This is a genomic window from Streptomyces sp. NBC_01176, from assembly GCF_045039825.1.
In the GTDB taxonomy this organism is placed as follows: domain Bacteria; phylum Actinomycetota; class Actinomycetes; order Streptomycetales; family Streptomycetaceae; genus Streptomyces.
Window position 1 is genome coordinate 5,975,447 of record NZ_CP108600.1, and the last position, 21,296, is coordinate 5,996,742.

The 21,296-nt window shown below is 70.8% G+C and carries 19 protein-coding genes; 9 read left to right on the forward strand and 10 right to left on the reverse strand.

The features are described from left to right. Nucleotides 1-42 precede the first annotated feature (42 nt). From OG199_RS25750 to OG199_RS25770, 5 genes are read right to left on the reverse strand one after another with little or no spacing between them, the layout of a single operon-like run. A complete protein-coding gene (locus OG199_RS25750) occupies nt 43-1,011 on the reverse strand; it encodes a glycine betaine ABC transporter substrate-binding protein (RefSeq protein WP_405831469.1) in 969 nt (322 codons plus the stop codon). Further along, nucleotides 1,008-1,904, reverse strand: a complete 897-nt coding sequence (locus OG199_RS25755; protein ID WP_401804239.1) for an ABC transporter permease — start codon at nt 1,902-1,904, stop codon at nt 1,008-1,010. The genes OG199_RS25750 and OG199_RS25755 overlap by 4 nt, the downstream gene beginning before the upstream one ends. Continuing rightward, on the reverse strand, nt 1,901-3,184 hold the full coding sequence (locus OG199_RS25760) for a betaine/proline/choline family ABC transporter ATP-binding protein (RefSeq protein ID WP_401804236.1): 1,284 nt from the start codon (nt 3,182-3,184) through the stop codon (nt 1,901-1,903). Before OG199_RS25760 ends, OG199_RS25755 begins: the two co-directional genes overlap by 4 nt. Beyond that, nucleotides 3,177-3,824, reverse strand: coding sequence for an ABC transporter permease (locus OG199_RS25765; RefSeq protein ID WP_356799029.1), 648 nt, complete (start codon nt 3,822-3,824; stop codon nt 3,177-3,179). The genes OG199_RS25760 and OG199_RS25765 overlap by 8 nt, the downstream gene beginning before the upstream one ends. Nucleotides 3,825-3,845: 21 nt before the next feature. Further along, entirely contained in the window at nt 3,846-4,316 is a 471-nt protein-coding gene (locus tag OG199_RS25770) for an Lrp/AsnC family transcriptional regulator (protein WP_187285622.1), read from the reverse strand. A 122-nt stretch (nt 4,317-4,438) separates the two neighbouring features. On the opposite strand from OG199_RS25770, the gene hppD reads away from it, so the two are divergent. Beyond that, nucleotides 4,439-5,593 carry a 4-hydroxyphenylpyruvate dioxygenase gene (gene hppD / locus OG199_RS25775; RefSeq protein WP_266699447.1) on the forward strand — a complete coding sequence of 385 codons (1,155 nt, stop codon included), beginning with the start codon at nt 4,439-4,441 and terminating at the stop codon, nt 5,591-5,593. A 42-nt stretch (nt 5,594-5,635) separates the two neighbouring features. On the opposite strand, the gene OG199_RS25780 is transcribed toward hppD, so the two are convergent. Beyond that, nucleotides 5,636-7,318, reverse strand: coding sequence for a tetratricopeptide repeat protein (locus tag OG199_RS25780; RefSeq protein ID WP_356804603.1), 1,683 nt, complete (start codon nt 7,316-7,318; stop codon nt 5,636-5,638). Nucleotides 7,319-7,410: 92 nt separating this feature from the next. On the opposite strand from OG199_RS25780, the gene OG199_RS25785 reads away from it, so the two are divergent. Then, entirely contained in the window at nt 7,411-8,817 is a 1,407-nt protein-coding gene (locus OG199_RS25785) for an FAD-binding oxidoreductase (RefSeq protein WP_401804231.1), read from the forward strand. Nucleotides 8,818-8,944: 127 nt separating this feature from the next. Here OG199_RS25785 and OG199_RS25790 read toward each other — a convergent pair whose 3' ends face one another. After that, nucleotides 8,945-9,493 carry an SsgA family sporulation/cell division regulator gene (locus tag OG199_RS25790; protein WP_356804606.1) on the reverse strand — a complete coding sequence of 183 codons (549 nt, stop codon included), beginning with the start codon at nt 9,491-9,493 and terminating at the stop codon, nt 8,945-8,947. A gap of 256 nt (nt 9,494-9,749) precedes the next feature. On the opposite strand from OG199_RS25790, the gene OG199_RS25795 reads away from it, so the two are divergent. Together OG199_RS25795 and OG199_RS25800 are read left to right on the forward strand one after the other, a co-directional pair. Further along, the gene (locus OG199_RS25795) at nt 9,750-11,354 is read left to right on the forward strand and encodes an RDD family protein (RefSeq protein ID WP_405831471.1); all 1,605 of its coding nucleotides are present in this window, start codon (nt 9,750-9,752) and stop codon (nt 11,352-11,354) included. Nucleotides 11,355-11,450: 96 nt separating this feature from the next. Then, nucleotides 11,451-12,239: an RDD family protein gene (locus tag OG199_RS25800; protein WP_401804226.1), complete on the forward strand. Its 789-nt coding sequence runs from the start codon at nt 11,451-11,453 to the stop codon at nt 12,237-12,239. An 86-nt stretch (nt 12,240-12,325) separates the two neighbouring features. Here the strand turns inward: OG199_RS25800 and OG199_RS25805 are convergent, their stop codons facing one another. After that, on the reverse strand, nt 12,326-12,634 hold the full coding sequence (locus tag OG199_RS25805; protein ID WP_356804610.1) for a hypothetical protein: 309 nt from the start codon (nt 12,632-12,634) through the stop codon (nt 12,326-12,328). Nucleotides 12,635-13,217: 583 nt separating this feature from the next. Between OG199_RS25805 and OG199_RS25810 the strand changes: the two genes are divergently transcribed. Both OG199_RS25810 and OG199_RS25815 read left to right on the forward strand, forming a co-directional pair. Further along, the gene (locus OG199_RS25810) at nt 13,218-15,566 is read left to right on the forward strand and encodes an immune inhibitor A domain-containing protein (RefSeq protein WP_356804611.1); all 2,349 of its coding nucleotides are present in this window, start codon (nt 13,218-13,220) and stop codon (nt 15,564-15,566) included. 121 nt (nt 15,567-15,687) lie between these two features. Further along, nucleotides 15,688-16,029: a hypothetical protein gene (locus tag OG199_RS25815; RefSeq protein WP_356804612.1), complete on the forward strand. Its 342-nt coding sequence runs from the start codon at nt 15,688-15,690 to the stop codon at nt 16,027-16,029. Nucleotides 16,030-16,060: 31 nt separating this feature from the next. Here the strand turns inward: OG199_RS25815 and OG199_RS25820 are convergent, their stop codons facing one another. Together OG199_RS25820 and OG199_RS25825 are read right to left on the reverse strand one after the other, a co-directional pair. Next, entirely contained in the window at nt 16,061-16,645 is a 585-nt protein-coding gene (locus OG199_RS25820) for an isochorismatase family protein (RefSeq protein WP_356804613.1), read from the reverse strand. A gap of 353 nt (nt 16,646-16,998) precedes the next feature. Beyond that, nucleotides 16,999-18,327 (reverse strand): nicotinate phosphoribosyltransferase, encoded by a 1,329-nt coding sequence (locus OG199_RS25825; RefSeq protein ID WP_405831475.1) that lies wholly within the window; start codon nt 18,325-18,327, stop codon nt 16,999-17,001. Nucleotides 18,328-18,501: 174 nt separating this feature from the next. Between OG199_RS25825 and clpS the strand changes: the two genes are divergently transcribed. The 3 genes from clpS to OG199_RS25840 all read left to right on the forward strand — a co-directional run bounded on the left by clpS (nt 18,502) and on the right by OG199_RS25840 (nt 21,267). Continuing rightward, the gene (clpS, locus tag OG199_RS25830; RefSeq protein ID WP_266699437.1) at nt 18,502-18,819 is read left to right on the forward strand and encodes an ATP-dependent Clp protease adapter ClpS; all 318 of its coding nucleotides are present in this window, start codon (nt 18,502-18,504) and stop codon (nt 18,817-18,819) included. A gap of 58 nt (nt 18,820-18,877) precedes the next feature. Beyond that, the gene (locus tag OG199_RS25835; RefSeq protein ID WP_356804617.1) at nt 18,878-19,483 is read left to right on the forward strand and encodes a DUF2017 domain-containing protein; all 606 of its coding nucleotides are present in this window, start codon (nt 18,878-18,880) and stop codon (nt 19,481-19,483) included. Between the two features lie 323 nt (nt 19,484-19,806). After that, nucleotides 19,807-21,267 carry an amino acid permease gene (locus OG199_RS25840; RefSeq protein ID WP_356804618.1) on the forward strand — a complete coding sequence of 487 codons (1,461 nt, stop codon included), beginning with the start codon at nt 19,807-19,809 and terminating at the stop codon, nt 21,265-21,267. The last annotated feature ends 29 nt before the right edge of the window (nt 21,268-21,296 follow it).

Genomic DNA, 21,296 nt, shown 5'->3' on the forward strand with positions numbered 1-21,296 from the left:
TTGGATGCCGACCGCCGGACACCGAGGCGCGGCGCCAGGGCGTCAGCCCTGCTTCACGAACCCCTCCGCCGTCATCCAGTCCAGCGCCACTTCGTGCGGATCCTGCCCCTGCACGTCCACCTTGGCGTTCAGCTCCTGCGCCACCGTGTTGTCCAGTTTCTTCGTCACCGGATCGAGGACCCGGGCGATCGCCGGATATCTCTTCAGCGCCTTGGAGTTGATCGCGGGCGCCGCGTTGTAGTTGGGGAAGAACTTCTTGTCGTCCGCCATCACGACCAGGTGCATCGACCTGATGCGCCCGTCCGTGGTGAACACCTCCCCGTACGTGCAACTCCCCTTCGCCACCTGGGTGTAGATGATCCCGGTGTCCATCTGTGTGATGTTCTTCGCGGGCACGCTCATCCCGTACGCCTTCTCCATGCCCGGCAGCCCGTCGGCCCGGTTGGCGAACTCGCTCTCCACACAGAGGGTGACCGCGCCGGGGTCCTTCCTGGCCAGCGCGGCCACGTCGGAGAGCGTCTTCGTGCCGTACTTCTTGAAGTTGGCCTGGTTCATGGCCAGCGCGTAGGTGTTGTTGAGCGCGGACGGCGGCAGCCAGGTGATTCCGTTCCGCAGGTCGGCGTCGTGCACCGCCTGCCACTGCTTCTGCGGGTCGGGGATGGGCCTGCTGTTGCCGAGGTACGTGATCCAGGCGGTGCCCGTGTACTCGTACATGCCGTCCGCGTCGCCGCTCTTGACGGCCTCCCGGGCGCCGATCGACCCCTGGATGCCGGTCCGGTCGAGGACGTCCGCACCGGCCGCCTGGAAGGCGATACCCATGATCGCGCCGAGGATCAGCTGTTCCGTGAACTCCTTCGACGTCACCGTCAGATGGGCGCCCTTGAGCGGCAGCCCCTGCCCGATGGAGCCGGGAGAGACGTCGTCGACCATGGGGGAGCCGCTGGTCAGACCGCAGCCGGAGACCAGGACCAGCGCACCGGCCAGCAGCGCGCACGGACCCGCCCGCCTCATGAGCCCGCCTCCAGCCCCCGTGGCCGCAGCAGCAGTTCGGCCAGCGAGGCCAGCCAGTCCACGAGCAGCGCGAGCGTCACGGTGAGGACCGAACCGAGCACCAGGACCGGCATCCGCTGGTTGGTGATCCCGGTGGTGATCAGGACGCCGAGGCCGCCGCCCCCGCCGAAGGTGGCCAGCGTGGCCGTACCCACGTTCAGGACCAGGGCCGTGCGGACACCGGCCAGGATCAGCGGGACGGCCAGCGGGAGTTCGATGCGGGACAGGACACCCATCGGGGACATGCCGATACCGCGCGCGGCCTCCAGGAGCGTCGGGTCGTTGGCCTTGAGGCCCGCGATCGTGTTGGAGAGGACCGGCAGGATGGCGTAGACGGTGATGCCGATCAGGGCCGCCTTCTGGCCGGTACCGAGCCAGATGACCAGCAGCGCCAGCAGACCGATCGCCGGGGTGGCCTGCCCCATGTTGGCGAAGGCCATCGCGACCGGCGCCGCCCTGCGGAACATCCTGCGGGTGAGCAGCACGCCCAGCGGGATGGCGATGATCAGCACGAAGAACGTCGAGATCACGGTCAGTTCGATCTGCTGCCACAGGGCCTTCGACACCTGCCCGTTCGACAGCGCGTTCCTGGAGATGGGGTCGAGGGTGGCCTGCTGGAACCACAGCCAGGTGGCCAGCAGCACGGCCACCAGCACCGCCGGCAGGACGGTCAGCTTCTGCCGGCTGATCCTGCGCCGCGGCGCGGCGGGCGGCGGCACGCCCTCCCGTTCGTCGGGCGGACCGGCGTCCTCGGGGAGGACCTCGTCGTCGGGGAACGCGCCGTCGTCCCGGAACGCGAGCCCCTTCACCTCGTGCTCGCCCTCGGGCCTGCGCCCGGACGGGGGAGTCCTCATGCCTTCGCCTCCCCGCCCGGACCCTCCTGCTCGAAGTGGGTCTGCTGGGCGCGCGCGTCCTCCAGTTCGTGCTGGTGCTCCATCGCCTCGAGCCGGTCCTCCTCCAGCAGCTCGTGCACGGAGTTCATCAGCGTCTCCATGTCGACGACACCGATGTACTCGCCGCGCCGTCCGGTCACCGCGACCCGGCCGGTGTTGTCGGTGAGCACGGCCTCCAGCGCGTCCCGCAGCGTGGCGTCCCGGGTCACCGTGTCGTGCACCAGCGTGCCGGCCCGCGCCAGCGAGCCCTTGGCCCGCATCAGGTCGCCGCGCCGCAGCCACTTGTAGGGACGGCGCCGCTTGTCGAGCAGCAGGATCTCGTTCGTCCCGCTGCTCCGGAGCTTGTTGAAGATCTCCTGGAGCCGGTCGTTGACGGTGACCGTCGGATAGTCGGTGATCTCCACGTCCCGCACTCGGGTGAGGTTGAGCCGCTTCAGCGCCGCGCCCGCGCCCACGAACCCCGACACGAAGTCGTCGGCGGGGTTGGTGAGGATCGCCTCCGGGGTGTCGAACTGCGCGATGTGCGAGCGCTCGCGCAGGACGGCGATCCGGTCGCCCAGCTTGATCGCCTCGTCGAAGTCGTGCGTGACGAAGACGATCGTCTTGTGCAGCTCGCGCTGGAGCCGGATCAGCTCGTCCTGGAGATGGTCACGGGTGATCGGGTCCACGGCGCCGAAGGGCTCGTCCATGAGCAGGACGGGCGGGTCGGCGGCCAGCGCCCGCGCCACGCCCACCCGCTGCTGCTGGCCGCCGGAGAGCTGACGCGGATAGCGGCCCTGGAACTCGCCCGGGTCGAGACCGACCAGGTCCAGCATCTCCTCGACCCGCGCCCTGATCCGCGACTTCGGCCAGCCGACCATCTTCGGTACGAGGGCGATGTTCTGGGCGACCGTCATGTGCGGGAAGAGCCCGGACGACTGGATCGCGTACCCGATCCTGCGGCGCAGCTTCACCGGGTCCATGTCGGTGACGTCCTCGCCGCCGATGCGGATACGGCCGCCGGTCGGTTCGATCAGCCGGTTGATCATCTTGAGGGTGGTGGACTTGCCGCACCCGGACGGGCCGACGAAGACGACGAGTTCGCCTGCCTTGATCTCCATGTTGACGCTGTCCACGGCGGGGTCATGGCTGCCGGGATAGCGCTTGGTGAGGTGCTCCAGCTCGATGGTGGCGCCGGTCGTGGACGTGTGCGCGACAGCGGCGGCGTGTCCGTCCCGCCCGGCCTCGGTCGTCTCAGCCACGGATCCCCCTAGGGATGGTCAGCCGCCCGACGAGCACGTACGCGGCGTCGAACAGCAGCGCCAGGATGATGATCCCGACCGTGCCCGCGAGTACCTGGTTGAGCGCGTTCTTGCTGCCCAGGGACCCGATGCCACGGAAGATCTCGTTGCCGAGGCCGGGCCCGGAGGCGTAGGCCGCGATCGCCGCGATGCCCATCAGCATCTGCGTGGAGACCCGGATGCCGGTGAGGATCGGCGGCCAGGCGAGCGGCAGTTCGACCTTCAGCAGCCGGGCCGCCCGTGACATGCCGATGCCCTTGGCGGCGTCCACCAGCGCGGGGTCGACGCCGCGCAGGCCCACGATCGAGTTGCGCACGACCGGCAGCAGTCCGTACAGCGTCAGCGCGATCACGGTGGGCGGGACGCCCAGCCCCACGACCGGGATCAGCAGACCGATCATGGCGAGCGACGGGACGGTCAGGATCGAGGAGGTGGTGATCGTGGCGAGGCCGCCCGCCCAGTCGCTGCGATAGGTGACCACACCGAGCACCACGCCGATGAGTGTTGCGACGACCATGCACTGGAAGACCACGCTGGCGTGCTGATACGCGTCCACGAGCAACTGCTGACGGCGGCCGCTCAGGTACTCCCAGAAATTCACGCCGCCTCACCCTGTCGTCGGTCAGTGCTCGGCCGCCGCCTGCTCCACCAGCGGGATGATCCGCAGCGGTACGGCGTTCTCCATGACGATCGCCGTGGAGGCCCGGACGATGCCATCAAAACCGACGACCCGGTCGATCACCCGCTGGAGATCGGCGTTCGAGCGGGCCACCAGCCGGCACAGCATGTCCCCGCTGCCGGTGGTCGTGTGCAGCTCCAGCACCTCCGGGACGGTCGCCAAGTGAGCCCGTACGTCCGGGCCTTGCCCCTGCCGGATCTCCAGCGTCGCGAAGGCCGTCACGGGGTATCCGAGCGCGGCGGGATCCACCTGCGGGCCGAATCCCCGGATGACTCCATTCGACTGAAGACGGTCCAGACGGGCCTGCACCGTGCCCCGCGCGACCCCCAGCCGCCGGGACATCTCCAGGACGCCGATCCGCGGCTCCCGCGCCAGCAGCACGATGAGCCGGCCGTCCAGATGATCGATCGCCACGCGCGCCTCCGGAGTGGTCATCCTGTACAGACCGCCCGGCATTCGGGGCGGTGTGCTGAACACATTGCCCAGCCGATACTCAAACTATTGCGCACCTTGTGGAAGGGCGAGAGCCTGCGGCCATGTCCCTCATCGACGCGAACCCAGACCAGACTCCCGACACCGCCCGGCAGGCCGATCCCTTCCCGGTCAAGGGAATGGACGCCGTCGTCTTCGCCGTGGGCAACGCCAAGCAGGCCGCGCACTACTACTCCACCGCGTTCGGCATGCGGCTTGTCGCCTACTCCGGACCGGAGAACGGCAGCCGGGAGACGGCGTCGTACGTCCTGGAGAACGGCTCCGCGCGCTTCGTCCTCACCTCCGTGATCAAGCCCTCCACCCCCTGGGGCCACTTCCTGGCCGAGCACGTGGCGGCGCACGGCGACGGGGTCGTCGACCTCGCCATCGAGGTCCCGGACGCGCGCGCCGCGTTCGCGTACGCCGTCGAGCACGGCGCCCGCGCGCTCACCGAGCCGTACGAGCTGAAGGACGAGCACGGCACGGTCGTGCTGGCCGCGATCGCCACGTACGGCGAGACCCGGCACACGCTCGTCGAGCGGACCGGGTACGACGGCCCCTACCTGCCCGGGTACGAGGCCGCTGCCCCGATCGTCGAGCCCCCCGCCCGGCGCACCTTCCAGGCCGTCGACCACTGTGTCGGCAACGTCGAGCTCGGCCGCATGAACGAGTGGGTCGGCTTCTACAACAAGGTCATGGGCTTCACGAACATGAAGGAGTTCGTGGGCGACGACATCGCGACCGAGTACAGCGCCCTGATGTCGAAGGTCGTCGCCGACGGCACGCTCAAGGTCAAGTTCCCGATCAACGAGCCCGCCGTCGCCAAGAAGAAGTCCCAGATCGACGAGTACCTGGAGTTCTACGGCGGCGCGGGCGTCCAGCACATCGCGCTGAACACCAACGACATCGTCCAGACCGTACGGACCATGAGCGCGGCCGGGGTCCAGTTCCTCGACACGCCCGACTCGTACTACGACACCCTCGGCGAGTGGGCCGGTGACACCCGCGTCCCCGTCGACACCCTGCGCGAACTGAAGATCCTCGTCGACCGCGACGAGGACGGCTACCTGCTCCAGATCTTCACCAAGCCGGTCCAGGACCGTCCGACCGTCTTCTTCGAGATGATCGAGCGGCACGGCTCGATGGGCTTCGGCAAGGGCAACTTCAAGGCCCTGTTCGAGGCGATCGAGCGCGAGCAGGAGAAGCGCGGCAACCTGTAGCGGCGCCGCCCGCCGTACCGCCCCGCCGTACCGCCCGCCCGGTCAGTGCGGGGCGGTACGGCGGGGCGCGGTCGAGGACTCCGGCCGCTGCCCGCCCGTCGCCGGGCCGGCCGAGAACGTCGGGGGCGCCGAGGCCGCCGGTGCCGGTGCCTCGAACGACCCGGCCGGGGCCGGGACGGACGCGGTGGGCGCGGTGGACACGTCCGGCGCGGAAGCGGCCGGTGGGGTGCGGACGGGCTCCGGGACCTCCGGTTCCGGGAACGCCGGATCCTCGTCCAGCTCGCTCGGGAGCGCCGTGGACGACGTGGACGGCTCGCCCAGCGTGTCCAGCGTTCGCCGGGCCAGGGGAGCGAGAAGGGGCGAGAAGTACGGATTGATCTGGAGGGACTCCGCGAGGTGCCGGCGGGCGGCCCCGGTCAGCTCCAGGCCGCGCTCGATCTGCCCCCGGTGATAGACGTACAGCGCACTGCGTACCCCGCCGCCGTGCTCCTTGTCCGTCGCCCGCGCCGCGAACGTCAGGGCCTCCTTGTTCTTCCCGGCCCGGTGCAGGGCCCACCCCAGCGCGTCCGCGACGCCGATACCCGGCTGCCGTTTCCACTCCGCGCGCAGCCGCCGCACCGCCTCCGCCGCATCCCCGTGGTCCGCCTCCAGCAGTCCGAGGACCAGCGTGTCGTCGACACCGCCCGCGGTCTCCGTGCGCACCCGCGCCCGCACCAGGTCGTACTGCGCACGCGCCGCCGCGTCGAGGCCCTGCGCCTGGTACAGCTCGCCCAGCTCCAGCGCGTACCCCGGCGCGGGCCGCCCGGCGAACGCCGCCTGATACGCGCGCAGCGCCTCCGGCACGCGCCCGAGCGATGCCAGCGCGCGCCCCCGCCCGGCGAGCGCGGCCGGCTCGTTGCGGTCGATGCGCAGCGCGCCCTCGTAGGAGCGCAGCGACTCCGCCCGGTCACCGCGCTCCCACGCCAGCCGGCCGGCCTCCGCCAGCCAGACCGCCCGCTCGGCCGGCGTCCGGGCGCCCGCCGCCGCGTCCGAGAGCTCCGCCACCGCGTCCTCGCGCCAGCCCCGGTCCCAGTACACCTGGGCGGCGCGGGCCATCACCGGCGGCCCGGAGTGCAGCTTCTGCAGCTTCTCCAGCGCCTTGCGGCTCGCCTTGTAGTCACCGAGGCCCCGGAAGGAGTCGATCAGCAGCGGATACGTCGTCCACTGCTTGGGCGCCAGCTTCAGCGCCGTCTCCCCCCACGTGCGGCCCTCGCGGAAGTCGCCGCGGGCGTTGGCGAGCGCGGCCAGGCCCTGCGACGCGGCCAGGTTCCCCGTCGGCCCGGCCGTCAGCGACGCACGCAGCGCCCGCTCGGCCTTCGGGAAGTATCCGGGCGTGGCGGTGCGCCGCCCCTGCTCCACGTACGCCGTCCCGAGCACCGCCCACGACGCCGCGTCCCGCGGATGGGTGCGCAGATACGCCTCGCGGTCGCGGACGAGCGCCGTCAGATCGTGCAGCGAGACGGGCATCCCGGCCGCCACCGCCGTCATCGCCCCGGCCACCGGCCCCGGGGCGGGCGGCGTCGGAGTGAACCCGACGGTGGGCAGCAGCACCATCGCCCCGCCGAAAACGGCACACCCCGCGACCACGCCGATCAGCGCGCGCCGGGCGGCGCGGGAGCGGCGCCGCCCGGACGCCTTTCGGGATCCCGGCCCGGTGAGGTCCCGCTCTCGCTGCTCGATCTCCATGCCGCTCACCATGCGTCAGTACGACGACCACATCCCGACACACGAAGGGTGCGGCAGACGGGGTTCACACCGATGGCCCCGAGTGCGACGCTGTGATCATGAGCCGTATCGAAGCCCCGCGCGACGACGTCACCGGCACCCTCGTCGACCGTCTCCTGGCGGGCCTGCCGAGCGAGGCGGTCCTCACCGACCCGGACGTCACGGTCTCGTACGCCAACGACATGGCGAGCTTCTGCGAGGCCGGCACACCCGCCGTCGTCGTCCTGCCACGCACCGTCGAACAGGTCCAGCACGTCATGCGCACCGCGACCGCCCTGCGGATCCCGGTCGTCCCGCAGGGTGCGCGTACCGGCCTGTCCGGCGCCGCGAACGCCTCGGACGGGTGCATCGTGCTCTCCCTGGTGAAGATGGACCGGATCCTCGAGATCAGTCCCGTCGACCGGATCGCCGTCGTCGAACCCGGCGTCGTCAACGCCACGCTCTCGCGCGCGGTCAACGAACACGGTCTGTACTACCCGCCGGACCCCTCCAGCTGGGAGATGTGCACGATCGGCGGCAACATCGGCACCGCCTCCGGCGGTCTGTGCTGCGTGAAGTACGGGGTGACCGCCGAGTACGTCCTCGGCCTGGACGTCGTGCTCGCCGACGGACGGCTGATGAGCACCGGCCGCCGCACCGCGAAGGGGGTCGCCGGCTACGACCTCACCCGGCTCCTCGTCGGGTCGGAGGGGTCGCTCGGCATCGTCGTACGGGCGGTGCTGGCCCTGAAGCCGCAGCCGCCCCGACAACTCGTGCTGGCCGCCGAGTTCGGGTCGGCGCGGGCCGCCTGCGACGCCGTCTGCCGGATCATGGAGGGCGGCCATGTGCCCTCCCTCCTCGAACTGATGGACCGTACGACCGTGAAGGCGGTCAACGCCCTGGCCCACATGGGCCTGCCGGAGACCACCGAGGCGCTCCTCCTCGCCGCCTTCGACACCCACGACCCGGCGGCCGACCTCGCCGCCGTGGGCGCGCTGTGCGAGGCCGCGGGCGCCACCCAGGTGGTACCGGCGGAGGACGCGGCGGAATCCGAACTCCTCCTCCAGGCACGGCGGTTGTCGCTCACCGCGCTCGAAGCGGTCAAGGGCACCACGATGATCGACGACGTGTGCGTGCCGCGCTCCCGGCTCGGCGACATGCTCGAAGGCATCGAGCGCGTCGCGGAGAAGTACTCCCTGACCATCGGCGTCTGCGCGCACGCCGGTGACGGCAACACCCACCCCACCGTCTGCTTCGACGCCACCGACCCCGACGAGTCCCGGCGCGCCCGTGAGTCCTTCGACGAGATCATGGCCCTCGGTCTGGAACTCGGCGGCACGATCACCGGCGAACACGGGGTCGGTGTCCTGAAGAAGGAGTGGCTGGCGCGCGAGATCGGGCCGGTCGGGGTGGAGATGCAGCGCGCCGTCAAGGCCGCGTTCGACCCGCTCGGGATCCTCAACCCGGGCAAGGTGTTCTAGGGCGTGTTGCGAGAGTCCCGTCGTCCGCCCGGCAGGCGTCGCGAGGCAGGCGGGACTCTCGCACCACGCCCCGGTTCCTGTCGCGGCGTCGGCCTGGGCAGGTGCGGCGCCGTGCCCGCGCGTGGGTTCACTCCCCGTCCTTCGACTCGTCCGACGGCCACGGGTCGCGCAGCCACAGCTCGTCGGCCGGCAGGGATCCCGGCTGGTCCTGGAGGTCCCCGCGCTCCCGCGAGGCCGAACCCGGGGGAGAGGCCGAGAACCTGGGGGAGGGCGCGAGCAGTTCGGCGAGGCCGTCGTCGAGGCCGAGCTGCTCGCCCTCGGACCCCGGCGGAACCGCCCGCAGGGTGCGCTCCAGCCAGGCGGACACCTGCGCGGCCGGCACCTCCAGCAGCGCGTCGCCGTCGGGCGAGGTGAGTGCCATCAGCACGACACCGCGTCCCGCGACCTTCGTCGGCCACACCCGCACATCGCCGTGCCCGCACGGCCGGAACACCCCCTCGACGAGCAGCTCGCGGGCGAAGGTCCAGCTGACCGGATGGTCCGAGCCGATGTGGAAGGTGATGTGGACGGCGTACGGGTCGTCGGAGCGGTAGCCGAGCCGGGCCGGCACGGGGATGCTGCGCTCGGGGGACAGGACGAGGTGCAGTTCGAGTTCGCGTTCCACCACGATGTGCATGTCGGTGCGCTTCCCTTCGTCTACGGGCCTCCAAGGCGGGTCCGTACGAGTGGAGAGCGCGCCGGCGCGGAACCATTACGCGGGTTCGGAGAAATCTTTTGGCGGGCGGGCCGGAGCCGACCGTCCGGCCGGTGATCGGAAGTGGCGGATCCTTGCCCGAAAGAGGTGGGTACCGCGGGAGCGCCGCTGACGGGTGCGTCGGTCTGATAGATGTGGAGCCCCCAAAAGACCCCCGAGCAGATACGGGACGACGGACATGAGCGCCCCAACCCCGGCCCCCGGTGACGACAGGCCCCGCGAAGGGTATTACCCGGACCCCTCCATTCCTGGATATGTCCGGTACTGGAACGGTGCCGCCTGGGTACCGGGTACGAGCCGTCCCGCGCCGTCCGACGGCGTGCCGCTCGCGCCGCCCCCCGGCACGCGCCCGGTGGCCCCCGTACCCGCTCCGGCACCGGCGCCCACCGAGGAGACGGGACCGCACTTCTTCGACGAGGACCCCGGGCCGGCCGCCGAGCCGCGCCGGGTGACCCCGGCCGAGGCGCAGCACGGCAGCCGGCCCGAGCCCGCGACCGCGTGGGGCGCCGACCGCTCGCACCAGTCCGGTTTCGGCGGCGAGCAGGACCGCCGGGTGTCCTGGGGGGCGCCCCAGGGCGCTGATCCGCGTCTGCCGCGCGCGGCGGAGCCCGCCGAAGCGGTCCGCCCGCCGGGCGGCGAGACGCCGCACACGGACGGCACGGCGACGCTCGGGCCCACGGACCCGGCGGGCGGCTCGCAACCCCCGGTGTCCGACGGCACCTTCGTCTTCCACCGCCGGCCCCCGGCGGCGGGTCCCGGCGCGGCGACCGGCGCCGCGGGGGCCGCGGGCGAGGACGCCGGTCCGGCCGTGGCGAGCGGCGCGCGGTTCGCCGGCCCGGGGCAGCAGACGGGCCCCGGAGCGTCCGCGGCCACCGGTGCCCCGGGCGCCCAGGACTCCGTCCCCTCCGAGGGCACCATGACCTTCCGCGCGCGCTCCCCGCGCACGGAGCAGCAGGGCGGGGCGCGGGGCGGGAGCACGGCCCCGGCTGGCGGCGCGGCGGGGGCGGCCGCGCCGGCGGACGGCCCCACGGGCGCCGGGGGCGGCTTCGGCGCCGGACAGGCCGCCGCCCAGGCGGCCAAGGCCGCCGCCGCCCAGCAGCCGCCCGCCCCGGCCGTGCCCCAGCAGTCCAGCGGCCCCGCCGCCACGCCGCTGTCGAGCGGCGCCGGTGGCGGACAGCCCTCCTGGGCCCAGCAGGTGCACCGGCTCGCGGGCGACGAGGGGCCCGTCCCGCCCTGGAAGCCGCCGGTCGACGACGTGTTCCAGGCCGCCGCCCGCCGCCACTCCGCGGCACGGCCCGCGGGCCTGGGCAGACGGCTGGTGGCCCGGATCGTGGACACCGCGGTGCTGGGCACCGTCACCGCCGTGGCCGCCGTGCCGTTGGGCACCAAGGCGATCGACCACATCAACGAGAAGATCGACGCGGCCAAGCGGTCCGGGCAGACCGTGACGGTGTGGCTGCTGGACGGCACGACCACGGGCTACCTGGGTGTCTGCCTCGCCGTCCTGCTCCTGTTCGGCGTGGTCTACGACGCGTTGCCCACCGCACGCTGGGGCCGCACCCTCGGCAAGAAGCTGTGCGGCATCGAGGTCCGGGACATCGAGGGCCACGAACCCCCGTCCTTCGGTGCGGCGCTGCGCCGCTGGCTCGTCTACGGCGTCACCGGCGTCCTGGGCATCGGTGTCGTGGGCGTCCTGTGGTGTCTGTTCGACCGGCCCTGGCGGCAGTGCTGGCACGACAAGGCGGCCCACACCTTCGTGGCCGCCCAGCCGCCCTCCGCCTGAGGTCTGCCGTCCGGGTCAGGCGGCGGCGGGCTCCGCGGTCCCCCGGACGGCCGCCCGCGGGATGCGGAGCCGGAGGGTTCGCGGTCGACTCGGGCCATGAGCAGCGAACCGCCGCCCCCCGGCTCCGGGCAGCCACCGGAGGATGACCCGTTCAAGAAGCAGCCCCCGCCGGCTGAGGGCGGCGGTTCCCCGTACGACGGCACCTCGCCCCCGCCGCCTTCTGGTTCGCCGTACGACTCCCCGCACGACAACCGGACTCCGCCGTACGGGAGTCAGCCCCCGCCGCACGGCGGTCAGCAGCCCCCGCCCCCCGGCGGGGGCCCCTACGGTTCGGGCGGCGGCGGTCCCTACGGCGCCGGTGGCGGTGGCCCCTACGGCTCCGGTGGCGGCGACCCCTACGGACCCGGCGGCCCCTACGGCGGCGATCCGCTGGAGGGCATGCCGCCGCTCGCCGACAGCGGCAAACGCGTGCTGGCGAGGATCCTCGACATGATCCTCGTGGGCATCGTGGTGTGGCTGCTGTCCTGGGCGTTCGGGGTCACCGAGTACAACGTGAACGCGGACCGGGTCGAGTACGGCAAGGGCCTCGGGCAGTCCGTGATCGCCGCGGTGCTCTACACCGGCTACGACACCCTCCTGATCCGCAAGTCGGGCCAGACCCTCGGCATGAAACTGTTCAACATGCGGGTGGCCGACCTGGACAACGGCGCCACACCCTCCACGCAGACCTCGCTGATCCGCGCGCTGGTGCTGTGGATCCCGTTCGCGTTCTGCTGCGCGTGCATCTGGACCGCGATCGCGGGGGGCTGGAGCTTCTTCGACAAGCCCTACAAGCAGGGTCTGCACGACAAGGCGGCCAAGACGGTGGTGGTGGCCACCGGCTGACACACGCGATCAGCCGCACTCCACGGGGAGACGGCTGACCGGGACGGCGGGTCCGCGCTTCGGGGGCCCGCCGGACGTGCGTGGGGTCACTGACCCGCCGGTTCGTGAACGGGCTCGGGCGACACGGAGACGGACGCGGATACGGAAGCGGCGACGGACGCGGTCTCGCGCCGCACCGGAACCCGCGCCTGGACGGCGGGGGCCGCGGCGGCCGACGGTGCGCGCTTCGGCAGCGGAACCGTTACGGCGACGAGCAGTCCGAGAGCGAGTGCCGAGAGGGTGATCACCGCGATCCCCAGGCCCGAACTCGTCTGAGACAGCAGCAGCATGGCGAGCGTCGAGAAGATCACGGTGCAGGAACCGTAGGCGAGCTGTGCGGCGGTCGGACGAGGCATGGCGATTCCTCGGGGTGGGGGTACTCCCCCCGTGCCTCTCGAGATGGGGGAGGATGCGGACAACAACGGGGTGGAGCTGCGAACTCGGGCGGTGCTGTGAACTCGGGTGGTGCTGCGAACTCGGGCGGTGCTGCGAACTCGGGCGGTGCTGCGAACTCGGGTGGAGCCCCGAGCCCGGGTGGAGCCGCGAGCTCGGACGGAACGGTGAATCGCGGGGCGACAACGCTGTCCGCCTGTCGATCCGTTGGCATTCCAGCGTTGCGCCAATCGACTCTATTCGCCTGCATGCCCGACTGGAACGCCCGGTAAGCGTGACCTAACCCACGGTGCCGGTGCACAGGGGGCGCACGGATTCATCGCGTCCATCAAGTGGACGTGTGGACGCGCCCGTTGGGTGCACTTGTGGGGGTTCGGATACCGAACGGGCGCTCCTACATAGTGCAGTTGACTTGTGCAAGTCAAGATCTGTCTTTTCTTTGGTAACTCCGGTCAAATGTCGTCACTTGACACGCGTATACGCGCGCGGAGCGTGACACCGGGATCCCCCCATCCGCGCGGACGGACACGCGGGGGAGGATTTCAAGTGACCAGCAGACCATGGACGTTCAGAGCAGCCGCGGTGGGCGTCGCCCTCGCGGCGGCCACCGCCACGTTCTCGACGTTCGCCGTTGCGCAGGCCGACGGCGCCGCGTCGCCGTCGACCGTGGAGCGCCACGACCCGCAGCCGGCCAGGAACAAGGTCGACCACGACCTCGACGGCCCGCTCAGCAAGACCCAGGACGCACAGCGCAAGGAAGCCCTGGATCAGGTCATATCCGGCGACGCCAAGGTGCAGGACCGCAACGGTTCGCGCGTCGTCCAGCTCAAGGGCAAGAACAAGGGCAAGAGCAAGTACGTCGAGCTCGGCCGCGAGAAGACCGACCGGATCTTCACGATCCTCGTCGAGTTCGGCGACCAGGTGGACAGCCGTTACGGCGGCACCGCCGGCCCGCTGCACAACCAGATAGCCGCGCCCGACCGCGCCAAGGACAACAGCACGGCGTGGCAGGCGGACTACAACCAGAAGCACTTCCAGGACCTCTACTTCGGCACCGGCAAGAACACCGAGTCGCTGAAGAAGTACTACGAGAAGGAGTCCTCGGGCCGTTACTCGGTCGACGGCGAGGTCACCGACTGGGTCAAGGTCCCGTACAACGAGGCCCGTTACGGCTCCAACCAGGCGTCCACCGGTGCCTGGTACGCGGTCCAGGACGGCGTCACCGCCTGGGTCGCCGACCAGAAGGCGGCCGGCAAGTCCGACGCGGCCATCAAGGCGGACCTCGCCCAGTACGACCAGTGGGACCGCTACGACTACGACGGCGACGGCAACTTCAACGAGCCCGACGGCTACATCGACCACTTCCAGATCGTGCACGCCGGTGAGGACGAGTCCGCGGGCGGCGGTGCGCAGGGCGAGGACGCGATCTGGGCCCACCGCTGGTACGCGTTCGGCACCGACGCCGGTGCGACCGGCCCGGTCGGCAACAAGCTCGGCGGTGCCGCGATCGGCGACACCGGCATCTGGGTCGGCGACTACACCATCCAGCCGGAGAACGGCGGACTCGGCGTCTACGCCCACGAGTACGGCCACGACCTCGGCCTCCCGGACGAGTACGACACCTCCGGCGGCGGCGAGAACGGCACCGGCTTCTGGACGCTGATGTCGGCAGGTTCCTGGCTCGGCACCGGCAAGAACGCCATCGGCGACCTGCCCGGCGACATGAACGCCTGGGACAAGCTGCAGCTCGGCTGGCTCGACTACGACCGGGCCAAGGCCGGCGTGACGTCGGAGCACAAGCTGGGCGTCGCCGAGTACAACACCAAGAACAGGCAGGCCGTCGTGGTCTCGCTGCCTGACAAGGAAGTCACCACCACGGTCGTCACGCCCGCACAGGGCGCCAGCCAGTGGTGGAGCGGCAGCGGCAACGACCTCAAGAACACGCTGACCCGTTCGGTGGACCTCACCGGCAAGTCCGCGGCCACGCTGACGCTCGACGGCTGGTACGACATCGAGCAGGACTACGACTACCTCTACACCGAGGTGTCCACCGACGGCGGCGCCAACTGGACCGCTCTCGACGGCACGGTGGACGGCGCCGCGATCCCGCGGGACGGCAGCGGCAAGCCCGCGCTGACCGGTTCCGTGGACGCGTACAAGAAGCTGTCCTTCCCGCTCGACGCCTACGCGGGCAAGAAGATCGACCTGCGCTTCCGCTACCAGAGCGACGGTGGCGTGGCGTTGAAGGGCTTCACGGCCGACGAGATCACCGTGACCGCCGACGGCACGCCGCTCTTCTCCGACAACGCGGAGAGCGCGGACGCCGCGTGGACCGCCGCCGGCTTCTCCCGGATCGGCGCGTCCTTCTCCGACGAGTACGCGCAGTACTACATCGCCGAGAACCGCCAGTACGTCTCGTACGACAAGACCCTCAAGGTCGGCCCGTACAACTTCGGCTTCTCGACGACGCGTCCGGACTGGGTCGAGCACTACCCGTACCAGAACGGTCTGCTGATCTGGAAGTGGGACACCTCCCAGGCGGACAACAACACCAGCGCCCACCCGGGCGCGGGTCAGATCCTGCCGGTGGACGCGCACCCGGCGGCCCTGAAGTGGACCGACGGAACGATCCTCCGGAACAAGATCCAGACCTTCGACTCGACCTTCAGCACCTATCCGACGGACGCGCTCAAGCTCCACAACGCCGACGTCGCGCTGAAGATCAAGTCGCAGAAGGGGGTCTCCGTCTTCGACGACGGCAGGAGCTCGTACTACGACCCGGCGAACCCCACGGGTGGCGTCAAGGTCACTGACACCAACACCAAGATCCGGATCGTGAAGGAGCCCAAGGACGGCTCGACGATCACGCTCCTGGTGGGTCCGTCGACGAAGTAAGCGATGTTTTAGCAGGTCAGAGCATGATCGACCGTGACCCCCTGGCGGGTTGCGGCCGATCGTGTTTAGGTGCGTCCTGTGGATTTCTTATTGACACCGGGACGCACGGGGGTGTGACTGCATGGCCGCAGGAGGTTTCTGCAAGCTGCCGAACGGCAGCGTGGTGGTGGCGCTGAACCTGCCCAGCCCGCCGGGCTCGGCGCTGGGCTGCGTGCGCTTCCTGGTGCTGGCCCAGAACCGGGCCCGCGCCCTGACCCGCCTGCGCAACCTGGGCCTGCGCGCCGTGTACCTCAGTGGCAACGGGGCTCCGCCCACACCCGACGAGATCACCGCCGTCCTGCACCATCCCGACGGCCTGATATGGCGTACGGCCCCCGACAGCGGGGTCGCGTGCCCGGTCCCGTCCCAGGAGCTCTGGCACCCGATCAGAGCCCTCCTGAGACGCCCGGCCCCTCAGCCCTGACGGACGGATCCCGGGGTGATCGGGACAGCCGTCACACGACCGGCTTGCCGGTCAGTTCGACGCCCGCCCCCCGCAGCTCCTCCAGCGCCCGCTCCGTGGTCGCCTCGGACACCCCGGCCGTGAGGTCGAGCAGCACCTGCGTACGGAAACCGTCCCGCACCGCGTCCAGCGCGGTCGCCCGTACACAGTGGTCGGTCGCGATGCCCACCACGTCCACCTCGTCGATCTCGCGGGCCCGCAGCCAGTCGCCCAGCGCGACCCCGTTCTCGTCGGCGCCCTCGAACCCGCTGTAGGCCGCCGCGTACGCGCCCTTGTCGAAGACGGCGTCGATCGCGCCGGAGGCGACCACCGGGGCGAAGTTCGGGTGGAACCCCACGCCCTCGGTGCCGGCCACGCAGTGCGCGGGCCAGGAGTGGACGTAGTCGGGGTTGTCGGCGAAGTGGCCGCCGGGGGCGATGTGCAGGTCACGGGTGGCGACGACATGCCGGTAGCCGGCGGGCGCCTGCCCGATCAGCTCCGTGATGGCGGCGGCCACGTCGGCGCCCCCGGCCACCGCGAGGCTGCCTCCCTCGCAGAAGTCGTTCTGCACGTCTACGACGATCAAGGCGCGGCGCATGGTCGGTGTCCTTCGACTATGGGGTCGGTGTGGGGATGCGGGCCCGGCCTGTCGGGCCCGCCTGGAGACTTCACGTGCGGCGCGGGAGGGGTTGGGTCAGTACTGTCGGCCCCGACGGCTGTGCTCGTGCGTGCTGCCGTTGCATTCCCGCTGACCGCCCGTTCATTCGTGTTTGCCCGGGGGCGGCCGAAGAAGCCGGGTGCCGCCACGGCGCTGCCCGCGCACACCCCGGCGCACCCTGGGCGCAACGGACGTGTGCGGGCGGGCGTGGCCGGACGCCGCCCGGGACCCCGCCGCGCAGACGCCTTCTCGACGGACGCGTAGTCCTTCTCCGACGTACTCCGGGGGAAACCTCAGACGTACTCCGTGGGAATCACCGCTTCCCCGCGCGACAGCTGGGTCGCCGAGAGAGGCAGCCGGGCACGGACGGCCGCGTGCCGGTCGCGCGCCATGTCGAGCGGCTCCCGGGAGACGACCTGGCCGCCCTTGACCAGCTCGACCAGGAGTTGCTGGTCGGCGAGTCCGCCGGGCACCGGCCCGGTCCCGATCACCTCGGCCTCGGCGAACCCGCGCTCGTCGCGCCGTCGCGCCGCCCACTTGCGCCCGCCGATGGAGGTCTTGCCTCCGGTCGACTTCTTGGCCACGGGCTCCAGCGGAGCCTTCGGGTCCGCCGACTCGGCACGGGCGACCAGTTTGTAGACCATCGAGCAGGTGGGATGGCCGGACCCCGTGACCAGCTGGGTGCCGACGCCGTACGCGTCCACCGGCGCCGCCGCCAGGGAGGCGATCGCGTACTCGTCCAGGTCCGAGGTCACGACGATCTTCGTCCCGGTCGCCCCCAGCTCGTCCAGCTGCTGCCGCACCCGGTGCGCGACCAGCAGCAGGTCCCCGGAGTCGATCCGGACCGCCCCGAGCTCGGGCCCGGCGATCTCGACGGCCGTCCGTACGGCCTCGGCGACGTCGTACGTGTCCACGAGCAGCGTGGTGCCCCGGCCGAGCGAGTTCACCTGGGCCTGGAAGGCGTCCCGCTCGGTGTCGTGCAGGAGGGTGAAGGCGTGCGCGGAGGTCCCCACGGTCGGGATGCCGTAGCGGAAGCCGGCCGCCAGGTCGGAGGTGGTCGTGAAACCGCCCACGTACGCGGCCCGTGCGGCGGCGACCGCGGCCAGCTCGTGGGTGCGCCGGGCGCCCATCTCGATCAGCGGGCGTTCGCCGGCGGCGGAGGACATCCGGGAGGCGGCGGCCGCGATCGCCGAGTCGTGGTTGAGGATCGAGAGGATCACGGTCTCCAGGAGCACGCACTCCGCGAAGGACCCCTCGACCCGCAGCACGGGCGAGCCCGGGAAGTACACCTCGCCCTCGGGATAGCCCCAGATGTCCCCGCGGAAGCGGTACGAGGCGAGCCACTCCAGGGTCGGCTCGTCCACGACGGCCCGCTCGCGCAGGAAGCCGAGGACGTCGGCGTCGAAGCGGAAGTTCTCGACGGCGTCGAGGACCCGCCCGGTGCCCGCCACGACGCCGTAGCGGCGCCCCTCGGGCAGTCGCCGGGTGAAGACCTCGAAGACCGAGCGCCGCTCGGCGGTCCCGGCGGCCAGCGCGGCCTGCAGCATCGTCAGTTCGTACTGGTCGGTGAAGAGCGCCGTGGAGGGCACGTCCACCGGCAGTCCGAGGTCCGCTGGATTCACTGTGCTCTCCTCGCACTCATCGCTCCGTGTCCCCCGGCACGGGGCCGAGGGGGCCGGGGGTCGTCCCCCGGATCGCCGCACAGCACGGGATCGTACCCCCATCTCGTCACTCTGACGATTTGTGGGTCCGGTTTGTGGGGCCCGTTTGTGCGGGCACCCCCTTGTGGTGGCAGCATGGGCCGTGTGACGGCTCCCGCACCCCTAGAGACCGAAAAGACCGAGTCGGCGGAGGAGGTCTTCGCCGTGCCCGAGCCGGACGTCCCCTGGATCACGATCGTGCACAACGACCCGGTCAACCTCATGAGTTACGTGACGTATGTCTTCCAGACGTACTTCGGGTACACCAAGGACAAGGCCACCAAGCTCATGCTCGACGTCCACCACAAGGGCCGGGCGGTCGTCTCCAGCGGCACGCGCGAGGAGATGGAGCGCGACGTGCAGGCGATGCACGGCTACGGTCTGTGGGCCACCCTTCAGCAGGACCGGAAGTAACCGGACCACCGAAAAGCCCCGAAACCGCGAGCAGGACCGGAAGTAGCGAACTCACTCCATGCCAGGACACTTCGAACCGCTCCCCGACGGCGGCGCGGCCGTCGCGCTCGACGAGGTCGAGATCTCCATCATCCGCTCCCTCGCCGTGCAGCTCCTGGAGCTCATCGGTCCCGGCCCCGCGGAGGACGCCCCGGACGACCCGCTCGCGGAGCTGTTCGCGGAGGGCCCGAGCGAGCCGCCCTCCGACCCGGTGCTGCAGCGCCTCTTCCCGGACGCCTACAGCGGCCCCGACGTCGAGGCCGCCTCGGCGGAGCAGGCCGAGGAGCAGCGGGCGTACTCCTCCGAGTTCCGCCGCTTCACCGAGAACGACCTGCGCGCGGGCAAGCGTGAGAACGCCCTCGTGGTGATCCGCTGCCTCGACGCGCTCACCACGGCGGGCGACGGAGGCGCGGTCCTCAAGCTCTCCGTCCCGGAGTCCGAGTCGTGGCTGCGCGCGCTCAACGACCTGCGGCTGGCGATCGGCGCCCGGCTCGACGTCGTCGACGAGGAGGACACCGACCTCCTCTACCGCCTTCCCGACGAGGACCCGCGCAAGCCGATGGTCATGGCCTACCTCTGGCTGGGCGGTCTCCAGGAGACGCTCGTCGAGACCCTTATGCCGTGATCTCTCCGCATTTCTGCGTTCGCTCAGAGGACGCTCAAATCCGGATAACGATCCCGTCACCGTTGCGGCCTGCTATATAGCGTCGTGGTCTTTTTGTCCGCTTCTCCCTGTGGTGTGCACAACACGCGCCGCCCGCCCCGTCCGTTGCGGTCGTGATAAATCTTCACGACCGCCCGACAGGACACCACCCACGTCCGGTCGGGTGCGCCACCGAGCCGGCGGATCGCCGGCCAGGCACACGCTCCATCAATCCGGGGGGATCGGAACCCGATCCGAAGCCAGGGGGACTGGCTCGGAACGGCATGGAGAAAGGCGCACCACACATGACCTCATCGCAGGTCGACCAGACCGACGAGCCGCGTGCGGGCAGTGAGGCCGTGGGCGGCGACGCCCCCGAAGAGGGGTACGAGCGCGGGCTCGGAAGCCGCCAGGTCCAGATGATCGCGATCGGCGGCGCCATCGGCGTCGGTCTCTTCCTGGGCGCCGGGGCGAACATCGCCAAGGCCGGCCCCAGCCTCATCCTCATGTACGCCCTGGCCGGCGTGATCATCTTCTTCATCATGCGGGCACTCGGCGAGCTGCTCCTGTACCGCCCGGTCTCGGGATCCTTCGCGGAGTACTCCCGCGAGTTCCTCGGCCCGTTCTTCGGCTACTTCACCGGCTGGACGTACTGGCTGATGTGGGTGGTCACCGGCATGGCCGAGCTGACCGCCGCCGCGATCTACGTCCACTACTGGTTCCCGGCCGTCCCCCAATGGGTGACCGCACTGGTGTTCCTGGTCGTCCTCTTCGTGGCGAACCTGATCTCGGTGAAGCTCTTCGGCGAGATCGAGTTCTGGTTCTCGATGGTCAAGGTCACCGCGCTGATCGGCATGATCGTGATCGGCCTCGGCGTGCTCACCTTCGGCTTCAGCTCCGCCGGTGACACCGCCTCCGTCGCCAACCTCTGGCAGTTCGACGGCTTCTTCCCCAAGGGCATCGGCTCCTCCCTGATGACCCTCCAGGGCGTCATGTTCGCCTACCTCGCCGTCGAACTCGTCGGCGTCACCGCGGGCGAGTCCGAGAACCCCGAGAAGACGCTTCCCAAGGCCATCAACACCCTCCCGTGGCGCATCGCCCTCTTCTACGTCGGCGCGCTCACGGTCATCCTCTGCGTCGTGAAGTGGACGGAGTTCGCCCCCGGGGTGAGTCCCTTCGTGGAAGCCTTCGCGAAGATCGGCATCCCGGCCGGCGCCGGCATCGTCAACTTCGTCGTGCTCACCGCCGCCCTGTCGTCCTGCAACTCCGGCATGTACTCCACGGGCCGCATGCTGCGCACCCTCGCCGACAACGGCGAGGCGCCGAAGGTCTTCAACAAGCTCTCCTCGACCAAGACCCCGGCCTTCGGCATCACGGTCTCCGTGCTCTTCATGGGCATCGGCGTGATCCTGAACTACATCGTCCCGGAGAAGGCCTTCGGCTACGTCACCTCGGTGGCCACCGCGGCCGGCATCTGGACCTGGCTGATGATCCTGGTCAGCCACATCCTCTACCGCCGCGCGGTCGACGCCGGACGCCTGCCGGCCTCGTCCTTCCCGGCCCCGGGCGGCGCGAAGTGCAGCTGGGTCGCGGTCGCGTTCCTGCTCTTCGTCACGGGCCTGATCGCCTACGACGCCGACTCCCGCATCTGCCTCTACGTGATGGCCGTCTGGGCCGTCGCGCTGGCCGTGGGCTGGGCCGTCCTCAAGACGCGCAACCCGCAGGTCACCGAGCGCCGTGAGCCCACCTTCGAGAAGGCCGGCTGACCGGCCGCGGACGTCCGGCCCGCACGGGC